Raw genomic sequence first — 17672 nt, forward strand, 5'->3', positions numbered from 1 at the left:
TCTTACCCCGTCACGAATTTTAAATAGAGTGTGGATAATGGCGGGATGGTTATTTGAATACTTTGCTCAAAGCCATGACTGGCGATATCTTGTGTCTCGATAAGCTGTTGGCTGTGTGCAACTGCATTAACACCACTGCCCCAAAACGTCACATCATCAGTGTTCAGAGCAACTTGATATACACCTTTAGCCGGAACCCCCATTCTGAATTGGTGGTAAACTTGACCCGTGAAATGAGAAATTACGACGACATGCTCATTTAGAGATTTTGAGAAACGAATAAAGCCGAAAATACTTTGCTTACTATTATCACTGTCAATCCACTTGAACCCATCAGATTGCTGATCCAATTCATAAAAAGCAGGTGATGTTTTGTAGACTTGATTTAACTTTTGAATTGTCTTAAAAACACCATGATGCGCTTCATAGTTAAGTAAATCCCAATCTAAACCCGCATTGTGGTTCCACTCTTCCCTGGGTGCGAGCTCAGCGCCCATGAAAAGTAACTTTTTACCAGGGTGCGCATACATAAATGCATAATACGCTCTTAGATTAGCGAATTGTTGCCAATCATCCCCCGGCATTTTAGATAATAAAGAGCCTTTACCATGTACCACTTCGTCATGGCTGAGTGGCAAAATATAATTTTCCGAATAGGCATAAGCCATCGAAAAGGTCATTTCATGGTGGTGGTATTGCCTATGAATTGGATCACGCTTCATATAATTTAACGTGTCATTCATCCATCCCATATTCCACTTGTAACCAAACCCCAAACCATTATTATCAACAGAATTGGTCACACCAGGCCAAGCTGTTGACTCTTCTGCAACCATCATGATGTCTTTTTGGTTAGCATAACTGCGGGTGTTTACTTTTTGTAAAAGGTGTATGGCGTCAAAGTTTTCTCGACCACCTAAATGATTTGGTACCCATTCATTTTCTTCGCGGCTGTAATCTAAGTACAACATGGAAGCAACGGCATCAACGCGTAAGCCATCTATTTGATATTGTTCTAACCAGTAGATGGCGTTTGAAAGTAAATAAGACTGAACCTCAGGGCGACTATAGTTATAAATATACGTATTCCAATCGGGGTGGAATCCTTGTCGTTTATCCGCATGCTCATATAAATGAGTGCCATCAAAACAATGCAAACCATGTGGATCAGACGGAAAGTGCCCCGGTACCCAGTCCAATAAGACACCCAATTCAGCCTTTTTGCATGACTCAATAAAATAAGCAAAGTCATCTACAGAGCCAAATCGACTTGATGGAGAAAATAGCCCAACAGGCTGATAACCCCAAGAACCATCAAAAGGATACTCACTGATTGGCATTAGTTGAATATGCGTAAAACCTAGCTCTTTTACATAACTAACTAAATCATCTGCCAATTCTCGATAAGTAAGATAACGCGCCCCTTCGCTTTCTCTTCTTTTCCAAGAGCCTAGATGTACTTCGTAAATACTGATAGGCGCATCAACTCTATTAAGGGTATTTTGAACTTTACTCTTTTTTACGGAGACTTGAGGGATCGACTTTTGAATAACAGATGCAGTACCTGGAGACTGTTGTGTTTTTAATGCATAAGGATCTGCCTTTTCAAAACGATTTCCATGACAATCTGTAATCGCATATTTATAACCCTGCTCCGTTTCTATTTCTGGCAAAAATAATTCCCAAATACCACTTGCAGGGTGTTTGCGCATGAAGTTCTGATTAGCATGCCAATGATTAAACTCACCGATAACAGAGACTGACTGAGCATTTGGGGCCCATACTGCAAACCTAACACCTGATACACCTTGTTGCTCAACACAATGCGCGCCTAATAATCGATATCCGTGTTCTAAGGTGCCTTCATTAAATAGGTACATATCATCCTGGTTTAAGGACGATTTAAACTGGTAAGGGTCGTAAAAAACGTGGTCTGAGCCATCGTGGTATAAAGCCCTCAATTGATATGGCTCTGGTAAATCAACATTTTCTAGCGTTAGAAAAAATAAACCCGAATCATTAATGTTTGAGAAATCAATATTTCCAAAGGGACTCACCAACTCAACCGAGTGAGCACCTTTAATAAATGCTCTTATTTCAAACTGCTGTTCAGAATTAACATGTAATCCTAAGAAAGAAAAAGGATCACTAAATTGACCTTGTTGTAATGCTTTTATTTGCGCGTCGTAAGTAATTTCTTTGCGGACCAAAGAGTCAATCATTGCTTTTCCTTAATGCTGTTAAATCATTGAGTAAACTTTGCTGTGCAGTAAACACATCTTCTATCGGTGTGAGAATTCGGCGTCGCCAATTCTGATATTCTTTATCTGTACCTGGAATGTTAATCGGTAAGGTTTGCTTTGCTAAGTCATCAAAGTTTAAGCTAAAAAGTTTAGGTGGGGTTTGTATGAGCGTTTTAACTAGTTCATTAAACAATTCGTTCACATCACTTTCTAAATTAAGATGTGGTTTATTGAGCCAATTCAATACGCGATGTTTATCAATTTGTCTTTGTGACTTTAATTCACTTGCATCTGGCTCAGTGCAAAGAGAAAGACTTAATTTCAAGTCCACGTCCTGTGCATACCACCAAGCAATAAACGGGGGCACGTCATGGTTTGATAACATTAACATACAGTTTTCGCGGTAATCGTTACCATGTTTGAACTCGCCCATATGGTTTTTTTCAAAATAAAACAAAGTATTTCCATAAATACCACTTAACGCCAAGGCTTCAGTAACTTCAGGCGGTACAACCCCTAAATCCTCACCAACTAAACCGGTATTATTGAGGTGAGATTCAATCTTTAAAATAGCTAAAAGATATTCAAATGGATAATACACATAACATCCACTTTGCTCGGCATTGACTGTTAAACACCACCACAAACGCCTTAATGACATCACATGGTCAATTCTTAAAGCCCCAAAATACTGCATGTTCTCTTTTATTAACTGCTTAAAGTAAGCAAAGTTATTGTCCGCCATTTTTTTTGGATCAATGACCGGTAACCCCCAATTTTGACCATTCTCAGCCCAAGGATCGGGTGGTGCACCAATTTCAGCATGCTTAGCAAATATTGGTTGATTTGTTAAGAATTCAAGGCCATCTTTCGCGCAACCAACTGCTAAATCATTGATCAAACCTGTTTTCATCCCTAGGGACAAACACAGTTTTTGACATTGATTGAGTTGTTCATGAGCAAGCCATTGCCAGAATTTTGCCCGTTCATCATCTGCAAAAATGCTCAATAAATTACTTTTAGTTTGACAAAACCGACGAAAACTTCGTTGTAATTTCAAGCTGGCGTTCTGCTTAAACTGACGGTAAATAGACTTTAATAGTCTATATTTTGTCTCTGCGACTAGTTCGTAGTCTATATATTGCGCCTGTTTTTCAGCATCTAAAATTACTAATGCCGAATTATGTTCGTCTACCAATTGCGCAAAGGTAGGCTGAGTCAGACACTCAGCTATTGAAATGTAGAGTGGATTAATAAGTCCTCGGTGACTTGGGCTGTAAGGACTTGCTCTTTGAGGTTGCTCTTCAAACAAAAGGTGTAAAGGGTTTAACAAAATAAAATCAATGCCAAACTTTGAACTTTTGCTTATCAATTGCTGCAAATCTGAAAAATCACCAAAACCATAATTTTCAGTAGAAATTAATGTATACAGCTGTACGCTAACCCCAAATTGCTTATGTTCATTAAAAGTCACAGCTTCTTTGGGTGTCACCCACAATTCTGTAGAATATACTTCGTCATTAAGGGTTACCTCTGCAGTGAAATAACCAGCAGGTAGTTGTTTTGATATAGGCAACTTGAGTTCAACAAAACGCGTGCCAGCATCGATATATTCACCTGAGAAAACCGCTTTTTTAAACGATAGTTCAACACTTAAATCAATCTCTGGTACCGCTAAATATAAAAGCCCGTATTCTTGATCGTCTTTTATCCTAATCGTGAGATGAGGTTCAGACTGTTCAACTAATGTGATATTTGCTAGCAAAGAGTACCATGGCGCAACATCTAACTGATGGTTTAAAGCATGAATTGATTCAATTGAATTAAAATTTAACTCACATGCTTTCAGAGCTGCTTCTCTAACTGGCTGAGAAAATCTAACAATTTCACCAGTATATTTTGTAAACTCAGAACCTATTCCATACAAGTAGCAAAGTTGTTCAAATGCATTCATTCTGAATACCAACTTCCTTTATGGTAGACACTAAACTGTTTTCTGAACCAAAGCCATTTGCTTTATAGCCATCAGCTTGATTATCGTTTTCCCAAACTTCGCCATCTATCAGGTATCTGAACTGATATTGTTTATTTGTTGGTAAGCGAAATTTACTTTTGAATACTTGACGAGATTTTACGAATTTCATCTCAACTGGTTGCCAGTCATTAAACTCAGCAACAAGTTCGATTTTATCCGCATTTTTAAACCCACACTCGAAAGTTATTTCAGCTTCTGCTTTGGTCTTAAAGAATCGTTTATTTAGCATTGCCTTGCCTTATTCATAGAGAATTTACGCATCAAGTTCTTGCTTCTGAAATAAACTGCATTTCAGCTTTGAAGATTATTTACCTATTTAATCAACTGAATGTTTATCTTATGTGACAACTTCAGAGTCATCAGCGCAAGATTCAATGCGCAAGTTAAACAAATTCAACATTACGTTGAGTGGTTTGTATGTGAGAGAGAGAATTTTAAATTAGACCAAGTTTTAAACAGTGTAAAGTGAATATTCCTAATAAGTACTCAACTTTTACTCATAGCTATTCAGTTTGTTGCTAAATTTAAAATCTTACTTTCATAAATTGGCATAAATATGATAAAACTTAAGTCTGAAATTCTTTCTCCGCATGGGAATTGCTGGAACCAGCTGGTATGTTGAAAAAGCTTAAAATACAAGGACTACTCTTTCTCTGTGTGATTTTGTTGGGTTTTATATTCAACTTTCTATTCACCAAGTCTCTTATCGATATCACTAACGGAGATCAAACTAACGTAACTAAGCTGAATCCTACATCAAATATCATACCTTCTTCCGCCTGGTATAGATTTATGTTGCCATCTCATGAATTCATCGAACTACATAACACTGTTTATGTTTTGACACGAAATAAGGGTGAGCTAATGGCAGTAAAAGTAAAACATGCTTTTATTGAAAGCATACTATCACCCTACACCTTAATATCAATTTTACTTATCGTTATATCATTAAGTAGTCTGGCTAGAAATCAAAGGGCTCATCAACGTCAAAAAGTTGCCTTAGATGAGATCAACAAAGACGTACATGAACTGTTAAAACGTTTTGAGGTTGATGAAAAGAGTCTAAACTACGGCTCTACCGTTACGCAGATCAGACATGCAATAAATTTAATAAACAAACAAATTTGTGAAATTCAACAACAAACAAATCACCATGTTTATCAAGATAAACTCACCCAGTTAATCGATAGGCATGCCTATATCGAGCACCTTGAGAAGCAGCTCAAGCTTGCTGAGCAAAATAAACTTAGGTGTGGGCTTTTATTTATCGACTTAGATGGTTTTAAACAAGTGAATGATTCTTTTGGCCATAGCTTCGGAGATGAAATCTTAATTCAAGTTGCTAATCGTCTTAAAGATATAGTACGACAATTTAAAATCCAAGACCTTCACCCTCAAAACGGCATTGATCAAAATTTATCTAGACTGGGAGGAGATGAATTCTCAGTTTTTGTACCTGATATTAGAGAGCCAGCATTTTGCACTGAACTCGCACAAGCAATCCTGACTGAGATAGAACGTGATTTTGTACTCGGGAACAAGCTTGTGAAAATTGGTGCTAGTATTGGTATCGCTTCTTACCCAGAAAGCGCATCTCAACCTCATGCATTATTACAAATGTCTGATGTTGCCATGTACAGAGCGAAAACTGACGGTCGAGGCATCTTTAGGGTTTACTCTCCAGAAATGGGGAATAAAATGCGCAGATATCACTATCTTCTCGAAGAGCTGAGGCTCGCAATTAGCTCAAACAGCTTCCATATGTCTTTTCAACCGATTGTTCACGTTGAAGATTGTTCCATTGATTATTTTGAAGCGTTAATTCGCTGGCAGCATCCTATAGAAGGGCTTATCCCACCTTCTGAGTTTATACCAATTGCTGAAGAATCTAACCTTATCTTAGAGCTAGGAGATTGGATTTTGCTAGAGTCATGTAGGCAGATGTCGGCTTGGCACAACGCGGGCATGAAGAAAGTCAAAATATCAGTCAATGTATCAGGTATTCAACTTAAGCATAGAGACATTTACAACTGGGTAATGGACGCACTTAATAAAACAGGGCTCCCAGCTAGCTCTTTAATGCTTGAGATTACTGAGTCAACACTTATTACTGCCAGCTCAGACATAATTCAACAACTAGAGTCTTGTCGTAAAGCTGGTATAAGTGTTGCGATTGATGACTTTGGTACAGGCTTTAGCTCTTTGAGCACACTTGCAGATCTACCTATTGATGTTATTAAGATAGACAAGCTTTTCATTACCCAAGCCAATGAAAATCCTAAGTACCTTAAAATTTTAAACTCTATTAGTGAGTTAGGCCATCAACTTGGGCTGAAAATCGTTGCCGAAGGCGTTGAACAAATCGAACAGTTTGAACTAGTTAAAAACCTGGGTATTCGTTGTGTTCAGGGTTACTTAGTTAGTAGACCAGAAACCTCTTATAATGTGGGCTCAAAAGTTTTGACTGGCAATGTAAACCATATTGCAACGACTGGAACAGGTGTTTGGTTACCTGAAGTGCAAAAGAACTAAGCAGATGAATTTTTTATTGTATCTGTTCAAGTTATTTCCTTCTGTAAATCTGAGCATTTAACGTTTAAATTTGGTCTCTAGAATGACAGATGAGTTAGTCCTCTCTACTCCATCTAAATCACCGATGTCATCGAGTATACTACTGAGCTGCTGGAGACTTTGTGCTTCAACAATGGCAATCATGTCGTATTCGCCACTTATTGCATATAAGGCAGTTACGTTATTATGATGCTTCAAGGCAACCGTTGTTTGTGTAGTTAGTTTCTGCTTTACCTTTATCGAAACATGCGCAGAAACAAGCCCTTCAAGATACTCCTCTCCAAATTCAACGCTATAACCTTTAATCACTCCAGTTTGCTCGAGTTTAAGAAGTCTATTTTGCACTGTTGAGCGTGACTGATCGAGCATTCTTGCCAAATCTGAAATACTGGTTCTTGCATTCGCTCTTAATAGAGCGATCAACTTTTCATCTTGTAATTTTATCATAATGACCATTTATTTGGTTATATTACCAAAATTATCTATCAATTTGAAAAATATTGCACTGCAAATTTCTCTACTTCAGAGTAATAATTAATAAAACTATCAAACGATAGTAAAGAATAATTATTAAACACATGTTTTAGAGGCAGTATTATGCAAGTAAACCGCGAACTTTTTGACCACGTCATGGTGCCAAACTACAACCCTTCAGAAGTTATCCCTGTTAAAGGTAAAGGATCACGAGTGTGGGATCAAAAAGGTGATGAATACATCGATTTCGCAGGTGGCATCGCTGTTAACTGTTTAGGCCATAGTCACCCAAATCTTGTTAATGCATTAAAAGAGCAAGGCGAAAAAATTTGGCATTTATCAAATGTAATGACCAATGAACCTGCGCTTAGACTTGCTAAAAAAATTACAGATGCAACATTCGCTGATAAAGTTTACTTTGCAAACTCAGGCGCTGAAGCAAACGAAGCTGCACTTAAACTTGCTCGCCGCTTTGCACTTGATAACTTTGGGGAGCAAAAATCTAAAATTATTGCTTTCAACAAAGGCTTCCATGGTCGTACTTTCTTCACTGTAACTGTAGGTGGTCAAGCAGCTTACTCTGACGGCTTTGGTCCTAAACCTGCTGATATCGTGCACTGTGATTACAACGATTTAGAAACATTAAAGTCACTAATTGATGACAATACATGTGCAGTTATGATGGAACCGCTTCAAGGTGAAGGCGGTATTATCTCTCCGACGCAAGAATTTGCTGAAGGTGTTAGAGCATTATGTGATCAGCATAATGCATTGCTAATTTTTGATGAAGTGCAAACTGGCGTAGGACGTACAGGTCATCTTTATGCGTACCAGGGTTTAAATGTAACACCTGATATTTTAACAACAGCAAAAGCACTTGGCGGTGGTTTTCCTATTGGTGCAATGATCACATCAACTGATATTGCTAAACACCTTAAAATTGGTACTCACGGTTCAACCTATGGTGGTAACCCGTTAGCTTGTGCTGTCGCTGAAGCGGCTTTTGATACAGTAAATACCGAGTCTGTTCTTACTGGCGTTCAACAAAAAGAAGCGATGTTCCGCGAGTTGCTAGAAGCTATCAACACAAAATACAATGTTTTCAGTGAAATTCGCGGTAAAGGTCTACTTTTAGGTGCGGTTCTAAATGAGCAGTTTGAAGGTCGTGCTCGAGACTTCTTAGTTGCTAGTATGAAACATGGACTAATGACACTTGTAGCGGGTACTAATGTCGTTCGTTTCACGCCATCACTTGTGATTGAAGAAGAGGATATTAAAGCGGGCCTAGCTCGTTTTGAGCTTGCAGTTGCAGATGTTGTAAACGGCTAATATAGGATTTGGGGCCACATGGCCCCTCACTTTAATATGCAAATCTTAAGACCAATCAAAAACACTGACTTAGCAGCCTTAAAACAAATTGCAATAGAATCTGGTCATGGCTTCACGTCTTTACCTGTTGATGACGACTTACTACAAGATAAAATTTCACGTTCTGAAAATAGTTTCTCAAAACATGTTGAGACACCTTTTGATGAAGGTTATTTGTTTGTATTAGAAGATACAAACACAAATGAAATTGTTGGCACAACAGCGATTGAAGCTGCGGTTGGAACACAAGTCCCTCTTTACCACTATCACCTAGGTAAAACGGTTCACCATTCAAGTACATTAAACGTGTATAACACTGTTGAAATATTGAGTATGTGTAATGATTACACGGGTTGCTCTGAAATCTGTACTTTATTTTTACGTGAACAATACCGTAAAGGCCTTGCCGGTCGATTTTTAAGCCGTATTCGTTTTGCTTTTATGGCAGATCAAAGTAGTCGCTTTAGTGAAACTGTGATTGCAGAAATGCGCGGAGTAAGCGATGCTCAAGGCCATTCTCCTTTTTGGCAATGGTTACAAGAGCACTTTTTTTCAATTGAATTTCCTCAAGCAGACCATTTAGTTGGTTTAGGTGACAAGGTATTTATCAGCGAACTAATGCCTAAGTACCCAATTTACGCGAACTTACTAAGTGATGAGGCTCAAGCCGTTATCGGTCATGTGCATGAAAAAACCAAGCCTGCACTTAGACTCCTTCAAAAAGAAGGATTTGAGCATAGAGGTTATGTTGATTTGTTCGATGCAGGCCCAACAATAGAAGCAAAGCTAGATAATATCAGAACAGTACAAGAGTCTTATATTGTCCCTGTAAATATAGTCGACTCTGTTAACGGTGAGCAAACCTATGCTATTTCGAATCAAAAACTCATTGATTTCAGAGCCGTGTTTACTAATAACGTACTGTTAGACAAACAAGCGGTATCACTCACGATTGCGCGTGAAGAAGCTGAAGCACTTAGCCTAAAAAATGGTGATACAGTAAGAATTTTTGCGCTATAAAGCGAAAACAATTAATTAAAATTGGCATAAAATTATGCGTCGTGCTTGGCGATACATAAACTAAGCGGCTAGGCCGTTAAATTAAGGAACCATTATGCACAACAATGTTGACACACTATTTGATAACCTTTGGTCTAACTATTTAGAAGTTACACCTTCAGCAATTAAAGTTCATGAACTACTCGGTTCAACACAACAGTCTGACGTTATCAACGATCATATTGCACTTCGTACTTTCAACTTAGAAAAAGTTGGCCTAGAAAAACTTGCAGCGCATTTTCTAGCTGTTGGTTACAAAGAGTGTGGAGAATACCATTTCGAAGCAAAAAAACTATACGCAAAACACTTCGAACATTCAGACCCAACTAAACCAAAAGTATTCATCTCTGAATTACTTGTTGAAAAGTGCTCTGACTCTTTACAGAAAATTGCTAAAGAAATGGTCGATCAAATTGATGAAGAAGCTGTAACAGCTGACAATTTCTTATACTCAGGCACACATTGGCAAGTAAGTAATGAAACTTACAAAGCTTTACTTGAAGAAAGTGAATATGCAGCTTGGATGTCTGCATGGGGCTATCGTGCTAATCACTTCACTGTAAGCATTAATCATTTAGCGAACTTTGAGACTATTGAAGCGGTAAATACATCTTTAAAAGAAGCTGGGTTTGAATTGAATGCTTCAGGTGGTGAAATCAAAGGATCACCAGAAGTGCTATTAGAGCAATCATCTACATTGGCCGATCATGCAAATGTTGTATTCACTGATGGTGAGTTTGCAATTCCAAGCTGTTTCTATGAGTTTGCACTGCGATACAACAAACAAGATGGTGAAATCTATACAGGATTTGTTGCGGCGTCTGCTGACAAAATCTTCGAAAGCACAAACGCTCGTTAATTCGTTGAATTTAGTGGGAACTTAATGATAAGTTGAGTTCCCTTTCAAACAATACTCGAACAATTAATCGTCCCGTTTAATTGCTGAGAAATAATGTTATAGATCGAGTGCATACCTAAACCACTTCCACCATTTTCTCTATTCGTAGTGAAAAACGGATCAAACATACACCCTAACACATCACTAGGCATACCTTTTCCATTGTCTGAAATCAAAATACTGACTTCATCACCTGATTGAGACAGTAAAACATTAACTTCACCAGACTCGTGCTTTCCAAATGCATGAACTAGCGCGTTTTCTATGGTATTTGTAATAACTTGTGCTATTGCACCTGGGCAACAAAGCACTTCTATTTCAAACGGGTTAGGTTCAAGGTGAACCTTATGCGATGAGTTTTTAATCCTTGGCTTTAAAGTACGGATCACATCTTCTAAATAGGCATTCAGCTCTATCTTGCGTAGCAATTCAGAAGATTGGTCTACAGAGACTTGTTTAAAGCTGGCAACCAATTCAGCAGTTCTATGTAAATTACTTTTAAGAATAAAACAGCCTTCTTTGAAATCAGAAATAACCTTAATCAATTAGTGTTTTGTTAACTGACATGATTGCAACTTCTCTTCTAGATGTACCACTTCATCTTCAACAAATGAAGCTGCTGTGATGGCAACGCCAACGGGAGTATTAATTTCATGGGCTATCCCAGCAACTAATCGTCCTAGTGACGCATGCTTTTCTTGTTCAATCAATTTTTCTGTATCGTTTGCAATTCAGAAAGCGCCTTTAACGCTTCTTCAGTTTTGTAACTAAGTTCATCTGTACGCGTTTTGACTTTTAGCTCTAGGTCAATGTTGAGCTTAACTAACTCACTCTGTGTCTTAGTAAGCTCAGTATTAGCTTGATTAATTTCTGCTATATGTGTGTTGACTTGCTGATAGACAAAATTTAGCTCAGTAATGATTGGCGTGAATTCGTTTTGCTCGTCATAAACAATGTTTTCAACGGTTACTTTTTCGTTATCAGTATGCTTGATAGACCCTTTGATCTGGCTAAGCACTAAATCAAAAGGCTTAAAAAGATGCTTCATGATAAAGATAATCAAGACGATGAAAGTGATACCGATAGTTGCACCTCCCAATAAAGTGACTTGAGATACCGCTCTAACTTCTTTATCAATGTCTTTATGTGGGCTGAAAAAACCCAATATAAAACCGCTTTTTGTCTCGAGAAAATACAAGTCATACAGCTTACCGTTTATTTCTAAGCTTTTAAAAGTATTGAACTTAGTATTGGATGAGCCACGATACATTGGTTTAACCCATACTTCATCGGGTGTGGTTTGCATCACCAACTCTGATTTTAATGGAAAACTGATAATTCTATTTGATGCTTTATGGATCAATCGTGGTGATGAGTTATCGGTAATCTTCACTGTTTCTAAAAAAGCAGTTAGTGCAGCCAATGACCAATCTACGGTTGCCATACCAATCATATCGCTATTGGTTAGAATGATAGGCGCATCAACTGTCATTATAGAAGCCAAGCTACCCCCTTCGTCGACATAAGGATGTGTCCAGACAACTGGAAACGCATTTTCTGCAGCTTGTATTCCTAACTGATACCAATCTTGACTATGGTAATCATATTGCTCACCACTTAACTCCCTTTTAAATAGTATACGTTTATTATCTCGATAAACATATGGTCCGAAATATTGTGTATCTTGGAACACTCGCATAGGTTCAAACCAAACACCACCACCTAAGGCAAGTTCAAAAAATGAAAAATGCTGCTCTAAGATGGTACTAAACTTCTGCTTTAATTCTGCTTTTTCAAATTGCGATTTATTGTGCTCAAGATAAAGAGAGACCATGTTGTGCTAGGTTGTAGGCACTTTGTTCCATCAATGTGATTGTGTGGTCAATTTTATTAGCGCTAGATTCGAAGGTTTGAATGATTTCTTGTTCTTTGACATTAGATAACGCGCTGCTGTAGTAAACATTACTAAAAAGTACAATTGACGAATATGCCAATATTTCAAAAATAACCACAAACAGTAAAATACGTGTTTTGAAATTTAAAGTAGGCATATTCACTAAACGAGATTTTATCTGTCTTAAGCATATATCAAAGTGAAAGATGCGCTATTAATATGCCAAATTATTATTTCTCTAAATGCAATTTTATTTTCTCTATTGAGAAAATAAAAAAATCTTCTGCGAGAATTAAATTTCCACAATAGCAGTGATTAGCTTCTAGCCTTAAACATTCAAGTCCATGCTCTCCATGATATCGGACACTAAAATGAGTTAGAATTAGCGTTGGGATTTGGTGAAGCTGCGCAAACTCTGCAACTCTTTTCGCATCTGAATGGCCTGTATGAAAACCCACCTTGTGTAGGTCACTATGTGTAAAAGTTGACTCATGCACTAACACATCAATATCATAACACCAATTAGCAACAAGAGTAGGTTTTTCGTTATCACCGCAAACAATGACTCGACGCGTTTGCCAGCTTTGAAATGTGTAATCTTTACTTAAAAGTAGCTCTGAACCAAATTCAACATCTTCTCCTTTTTGCAATTTATTGTAATGAGGGCCACTTTTAATGCCGTCTTTTGTTAGCTTTTCAATTTTAAGCTTTTTTGGGATCAGCTTTTCAGAAACCTTAAAACCAAAGCTGGAGACTCTATGCTTTAAGGGGATAACTTCAATATCACAAAAATTGAAATCAGATGAACCAGCCATTTCACTAATATCATGCGTGATTAAATCAAAGTTCAATTTGGTATCAGACATATGAAAAGTGGCGTGTAACCATGAAATTACTTCTTTGGGCGCGATTAGGTGAACAGCAGATTTTTTTCCATTCATCGCCATAGAAGAAAATAACCCAGGCAAACCATAGCAATGATCTCCATGAACATGACTAATACAGATAACATCTAAATAAAAAAAAGACAGAGGAGACTTTTGTAGTTGATGCTGTGTTGCCTCGCCACAATCAACCATGACCCATGATTTTGTTTTATCGAATGAAATTGCTGTAGACGATGTGTTTCTAGTTTGACTAGGTACACCTGATGAAGTGCCAAGAAAGTGAATGTGCATATTAAAGACGGTTAACGTTTAGTTGAGTCTATATTGCCAAATTGTCAGGTTTTCGTCATGGTGTTTGTCCTGTTTTTACTGTGAATTAACGGTAAAAAAATGATTTCAAATTAAAAAAGTGGTAGGTTATGCGGCAATTTTGGTATTGAGTATTTTTCATTATGTCGAACGCAGTTGAGACAAAGCCTGAAAATCAACAATCAACAGAACAAAAACCACAGGGTTTGTTTAATCGCTTTTTAGCAACTGTTGAATTTTTAGGTAATTTGTTACCCCACCCTATCACTTTATTTGCTATGTTTTGTATTGCCATTGTCATTTTCAGTGGAATAGCAGATTGGTTTGGCTTAAGCGCCATTGACCCTCGCCCAGAAGGCGCTAAAGGACGTGATCCAGATGGGGTCATTGAAGTTGTAAGCCTTTTAAGTGCTGAAGGTCTACAACGTATTGTTACAGGCCTTGTAACTAACTTCACAGGCTTCGCACCTCTAGGCACTGTATTGGTTGCACTTCTGGGTGTAAGTGTTGCAGAGCACTCAGGTATGCTTTCTGCTGCGATGCGCGGTATGGTGATGGGTGCTTCAAAGCGCCTTGTTACTTTCATGGTTGTTTTCGCCGCAATCTTATCAAATACTGCATCTGAATTAGGCTATGTTGTATTAATTCCGCTTGCTGCAATGATTTTCCATAGCCTAGGTCGTCACCCACTTGCAGGTCTAGCTGCGGCGTTTGCTGGCGTCTCAGGTGGCTATAGTGCAAACCTTTTACTCGGCACAATTGATCCGCTACTTGCAGGTATTACAACACCTGCGGCACAGATGATTGACCCAACTTATGAAGTCGGCCCTGAGGCGAACTGGTACTTCATGATGATATCAGTATTCCTAATTGCCATCGTTGGTACATTAGTTACAGAAAAAATTGTTGAACCGCGTCTTGGCAAATACAACCCTGACGAAGCAAGCATCGACTTAAGCGAAAACAACATTGAAAAATTAAGTGCGAAAGAAAAATCTGGTTTGAAATGGGCTGGTGTTTCTCTGCTTGTTGTATCTGTGCTTCTTGCGTTAACCATTGTGCCTGAAAATGGTATTTTACGTCACCCTGAAACCGGTGAAGTAGCTGGCTCTCCATTCCTAAAAGGTATCGTAGTATTTATCTTTGTTACCTTTGCAATCCCTGGTTTTGTTTATGGTCGCGTTGTTGGCACCATGAAGAATGACCGCGACGTCATTGACGCTATGAGTAAATCAATGAGCTCTATGGGTATGTACATTGTACTTGTATTCTTTGCGGCTCAGTTCGTTGCTTTCTTCAAATGGACGAACCTCGGTACTATTTTAGCAATTAATGGCGCAGCACTGCTTCAAGCGCTTAATCTAACTGGCCCTGAAGTCTTTGTACTGTTTATCTTTATGTGTGCATTAGTTAACCTAAGCTTAGGCTCATCTTCAGCTCAGTGGGCTGTGACTGCCCCTATCTTCGTACCAATGTTAATGCTAATTGGTTATGCGCCAGAAACTATTCAAGCCGCTTACCGTATTGGTGACTCAGTGACTAACTTGATCACACCTATGATGAGTTATTTTGGTCTTATACTCGCAGTTGCAACTAAGTACAAAAGAGATATGGGTATCGGTACGCTAGTAGCGACCATGCTTCCGTACAGTATGTTCTTCTTTGTTGGCTGGGTTGCTCTGTTTTATATTTGGGTGTTCGGTTTTGGTTTACCTGTAGGCCCTAACTCGCCTATTTACTATACGCCTTAGTGAGTAACTAAATCAGCATTTTAAAGCTATAAAACGGCAACTCAGGTTGCCGTTTTTGTTTGTAAAGTGAAGTAATTTCTTGATTAAACAGATTATCTCACCTAAGTTTTTCAAGTATCATTTAACTGAAAGGACACTGCTATCGAAAAACTCTAACTATCTAGGTGAAGTATGTATACTCTGTTTTACTACCCTTGTAATGCCAGTCTTGCTCCTCATTTTGTTTTAAAAGCAATTAATGCCCCTTATCAACTCGAGCTTGTGGATAGAAAAAAGCTTGCCCAAAAGTCTGCACAATATTTATCAATTAACCCAACAGGACGGATCCCAACTTTGGTTGATGATGAATTTGTTCTCTTTGAAAGCGCAGCAATTTGCTTATACCTTGCAGAAAAACACCCTGAAGCATCTCTTATTCCAGCAGATATAAAACAAAAGGCTATTTTCAATCAGTGGTTGATGTATTTAACTAGTACACTGCAAACTGAACTGATGACTTACTTTTATCCAGAAAGACATACACAAAACGCATTAATTTACGATGATATCATTAGAACACAGCAAACTAGATTAAAAGATGTATTACAGATCATTGATAAACAACTCAACGACAATACCTATTTAGTTGGTGAATCAATTACTGTCTGTGATTACATTTTATTTATGCTGTGTATTTGGGCCGACGAAATTAAGAATCCACCATTGAGCTTTAATAATCTTAATAGATATTTAAAAACCATGGCAAGAGATGATGCAATACAACAAGCCAGCAAAATTGAAGGGATAAGCCTAGCGGCATATGCTATTTAATCAATGTAGTGAAAAAACTAAAAAAGGTTGCACTTAGCAACCTTTTGGATATTTTACTTAAAAAGGATTTATTTACTCAACTTTAAAGACTTACCTTTAATCTGCTTTCTCACATTCGCGATACGCGCTCTGTTTTTCGCTCTCGCTTCACCACTTGCCTGATTACTAGGGCGGTTAGTTTTTGGTTTTCTACGTTGATGTGAAGGTTTTTTAGTTAAGTTTTTAATCAGACTTTCACGACTGCTTACTTCATAGCCAGGTAAATAATAGCGCTTAATTTGTTGCCCAATTAACTCTTCAATATGCAGTAATACTTGCTCTTCTTCACGTGCAACAAATGAAATTGCTTGGCCCTGCTGACCAGCACGACCTGTTCTACCAATACGGTGTACGTAATCTTCTGCAAGATAAGGAAGATCATAGTTAACAACACGAGGTAAACCTTCGATATCAATTCCGCGCGCCGCAACTTCAGTGGCAACTAATACGCGAACCTTGCCTTCTTTGAATTCACGAAGAGCACGACGTCTAGCACCTTGCTTTTTATCGCCGTGACAAACAGTGGCAGGAATTCCATCAAGGTTTAGCTCTTTAACAATGTCGTCAGCAACATCTTTCATGTTCACAAATACAAGAACTTGTTGCCAATTCTTTTTGCCAATCAACTCAGAAAGCAGCTCTTGCTTTCTACCTTGCTCAACGGGATAAACAATATGCCTTACCGTTTCTGCTGTCGTGTTTTCAGGTGTAACTTGAACAAACTTAGGGTGCTTTAAAACTTGACGTGCAAATTGTTTCATTGTCGTTGGGAAAGTTGCCGAGAAGAATAATTGTTGTTTATCTTCATGACATAGCTCTATTACTTTTTGGATGTCAGTAATAAAGCCCATATCAAGTAGTCTGTCTGCTTCATCTAACACTAAATGCTTTACCTGAGACAGATTTACACTGCCAAGACGTAAGTGATCAAGAAGCCTTCCTGGTGTTGCAACCAAAATATCACAGCCAGAGTTCAATTGTTCTTCTTGGCCAGCAGTATTCACACCGCCAAATAAAGCAACCACATTAATGTCAGTATATTTAGCAAATTGTTTGCAGTTATTTGCAATTTGTTCTGCTAACTCACGTGTTGGCGCTATGATCAAAGCTCTAGGATGTTGCTCAGCATGTTCAAAAATATTCTGTATGATTGGCAAACTAAAAGCGGCTGTTTTACCTGTACCAGTTTGAGCAGTAGCAAGTACATCATGCCCTTTTCTTACAACAGGGATAGCAACTTGCTGAATTGGTGTAAGGGTGTGAAAATCTAATTCGTCTAGTGCTTGCAGAATAAGCGGAGAAAAACTAAAAGATTTGAAATTCATAACATAAAC

The 17672-nt window shown here is 38.1% G+C and carries 16 protein-coding genes; 6 read left to right on the plus strand and 10 right to left on the minus strand.

Annotated features, from left to right (window positions below; genetic code table 11):
• Positions 1-2: 2 nt before the first annotated feature.
• Genes glgB through ACGHEH_RS07700 form a run of 3 tightly spaced genes read right to left on the minus strand, consistent with a single transcriptional unit; the run spans position 3 to position 4507 of the window.
• A complete protein-coding gene (glgB, locus tag ACGHEH_RS07690) occupies positions 3-2222 on the minus strand; it encodes a 1,4-alpha-glucan branching protein GlgB (RefSeq protein ID WP_390443609.1) in 2220 nt (739 codons plus the stop codon).
• Positions 2215-4197 (minus strand): 4-alpha-glucanotransferase, encoded by a 1983-nt coding sequence (gene malQ / locus ACGHEH_RS07695; protein ID WP_390443611.1) that lies wholly within the window; start codon positions 4195-4197, stop codon positions 2215-2217. Before malQ ends, glgB begins: the two co-directional genes overlap by 8 nt.
• Positions 4184-4507 carry an isoamylase early set domain-containing protein gene (locus ACGHEH_RS07700; protein WP_349286986.1) on the minus strand — a complete coding sequence of 108 codons (324 nt, stop codon included), beginning with the start codon at positions 4505-4507 and terminating at the stop codon, positions 4184-4186. Before ACGHEH_RS07700 ends, malQ begins: the two co-directional genes overlap by 14 nt.
• A 635-nt stretch (positions 4508-5142) precedes the next feature.
• On the opposite strand from ACGHEH_RS07700, the gene ACGHEH_RS07705 reads away from it, so the two are divergent.
• A complete protein-coding gene (locus ACGHEH_RS07705) occupies positions 5143-6810 on the plus strand; it encodes a putative bifunctional diguanylate cyclase/phosphodiesterase (protein WP_390443613.1) in 1668 nt (555 codons plus the stop codon).
• Positions 6811-6867: 57 nt separating this feature from the next.
• Here ACGHEH_RS07705 and ACGHEH_RS07710 read toward each other — a convergent pair whose 3' ends face one another.
• Positions 6868-7296, minus strand: coding sequence for an Lrp/AsnC family transcriptional regulator (locus ACGHEH_RS07710; protein ID WP_390443616.1), 429 nt, complete (start codon positions 7294-7296; stop codon positions 6868-6870).
• Between the two features lie 150 nt (positions 7297-7446).
• Here ACGHEH_RS07710 and ACGHEH_RS07715 point away from each other — a divergent pair, with 150 nt between their 5' ends.
• From ACGHEH_RS07715 to ACGHEH_RS07725, 3 genes are all read left to right on the plus strand, one after another.
• On the plus strand, positions 7447-8652 hold the full coding sequence (locus ACGHEH_RS07715; protein WP_390443618.1) for an aspartate aminotransferase family protein: 1206 nt from the start codon (positions 7447-7449) through the stop codon (positions 8650-8652).
• A 36-nt stretch (positions 8653-8688) separates the two neighbouring features.
• Positions 8689-9711 carry an arginine N-succinyltransferase gene (astA, locus tag ACGHEH_RS07720; RefSeq protein ID WP_390444182.1) on the plus strand — a complete coding sequence of 341 codons (1023 nt, stop codon included), beginning with the start codon at positions 8689-8691 and terminating at the stop codon, positions 9709-9711.
• A gap of 94 nt (positions 9712-9805) precedes the next feature.
• Positions 9806-10609 carry a DUF1338 domain-containing protein gene (locus ACGHEH_RS07725; protein ID WP_390443621.1) on the plus strand — a complete coding sequence of 268 codons (804 nt, stop codon included), beginning with the start codon at positions 9806-9808 and terminating at the stop codon, positions 10607-10609.
• A 44-nt stretch (positions 10610-10653) separates the two neighbouring features.
• Here ACGHEH_RS07725 and ACGHEH_RS07730 read toward each other — a convergent pair whose 3' ends face one another.
• The 5 genes from ACGHEH_RS07730 to ACGHEH_RS07750 form a co-directional block, all read right to left on the minus strand.
• Entirely contained in the window at positions 10654-11193 is a 540-nt protein-coding gene (locus tag ACGHEH_RS07730; protein WP_390443623.1) for a sensor histidine kinase, read from the minus strand.
• Positions 11194-11358, minus strand: a complete 165-nt coding sequence (locus ACGHEH_RS07735) for a hypothetical protein (RefSeq protein WP_390443626.1) — start codon at positions 11356-11358, stop codon at positions 11194-11196.
• Entirely contained in the window at positions 11355-12482 is a 1128-nt protein-coding gene (locus ACGHEH_RS07740) for a hypothetical protein (protein WP_390443629.1), read from the minus strand. Before ACGHEH_RS07740 ends, ACGHEH_RS07735 begins: the two co-directional genes overlap by 4 nt.
• Positions 12463-12699, minus strand: coding sequence for a hypothetical protein (locus tag ACGHEH_RS07745; protein ID WP_390443631.1), 237 nt, complete (start codon positions 12697-12699; stop codon positions 12463-12465). Before ACGHEH_RS07745 ends, ACGHEH_RS07740 begins: the two co-directional genes overlap by 20 nt.
• A gap of 73 nt (positions 12700-12772) precedes the next feature.
• Positions 12773-13720, minus strand: a complete 948-nt coding sequence (locus tag ACGHEH_RS07750) for a ribonuclease Z (RefSeq protein WP_390443634.1) — start codon at positions 13718-13720, stop codon at positions 12773-12775.
• Positions 13721-13881: 161 nt separating this feature from the next.
• Here ACGHEH_RS07750 and ACGHEH_RS07755 point away from each other — a divergent pair, with 161 nt between their 5' ends.
• Both ACGHEH_RS07755 and ACGHEH_RS07760 read left to right on the plus strand, forming a co-directional pair.
• Positions 13882-15489, plus strand: a complete 1608-nt coding sequence (locus tag ACGHEH_RS07755; RefSeq protein ID WP_390443637.1) for an AbgT family transporter — start codon at positions 13882-13884, stop codon at positions 15487-15489.
• A gap of 171 nt (positions 15490-15660) precedes the next feature.
• The gene (locus ACGHEH_RS07760; protein WP_390443640.1) at positions 15661-16299 is read left to right on the plus strand and encodes a glutathione S-transferase family protein; all 639 of its coding nucleotides are present in this window, start codon (positions 15661-15663) and stop codon (positions 16297-16299) included.
• Positions 16300-16367: 68 nt separating this feature from the next.
• Here the strand turns inward: ACGHEH_RS07760 and ACGHEH_RS07765 are convergent, their stop codons facing one another.
• Positions 16368-17663 (minus strand): DEAD/DEAH box helicase, encoded by a 1296-nt coding sequence (locus ACGHEH_RS07765; RefSeq protein ID WP_390443642.1) that lies wholly within the window; start codon positions 17661-17663, stop codon positions 16368-16370.
• Between the last annotated feature and the right edge of the window lie 9 nt (positions 17664-17672).

This window comes from Pseudoalteromonas sp. MTN2-4, from assembly GCF_042848605.1.
Lineage (GTDB): Bacteria > Pseudomonadota > Gammaproteobacteria > Enterobacterales > Alteromonadaceae > Pseudoalteromonas.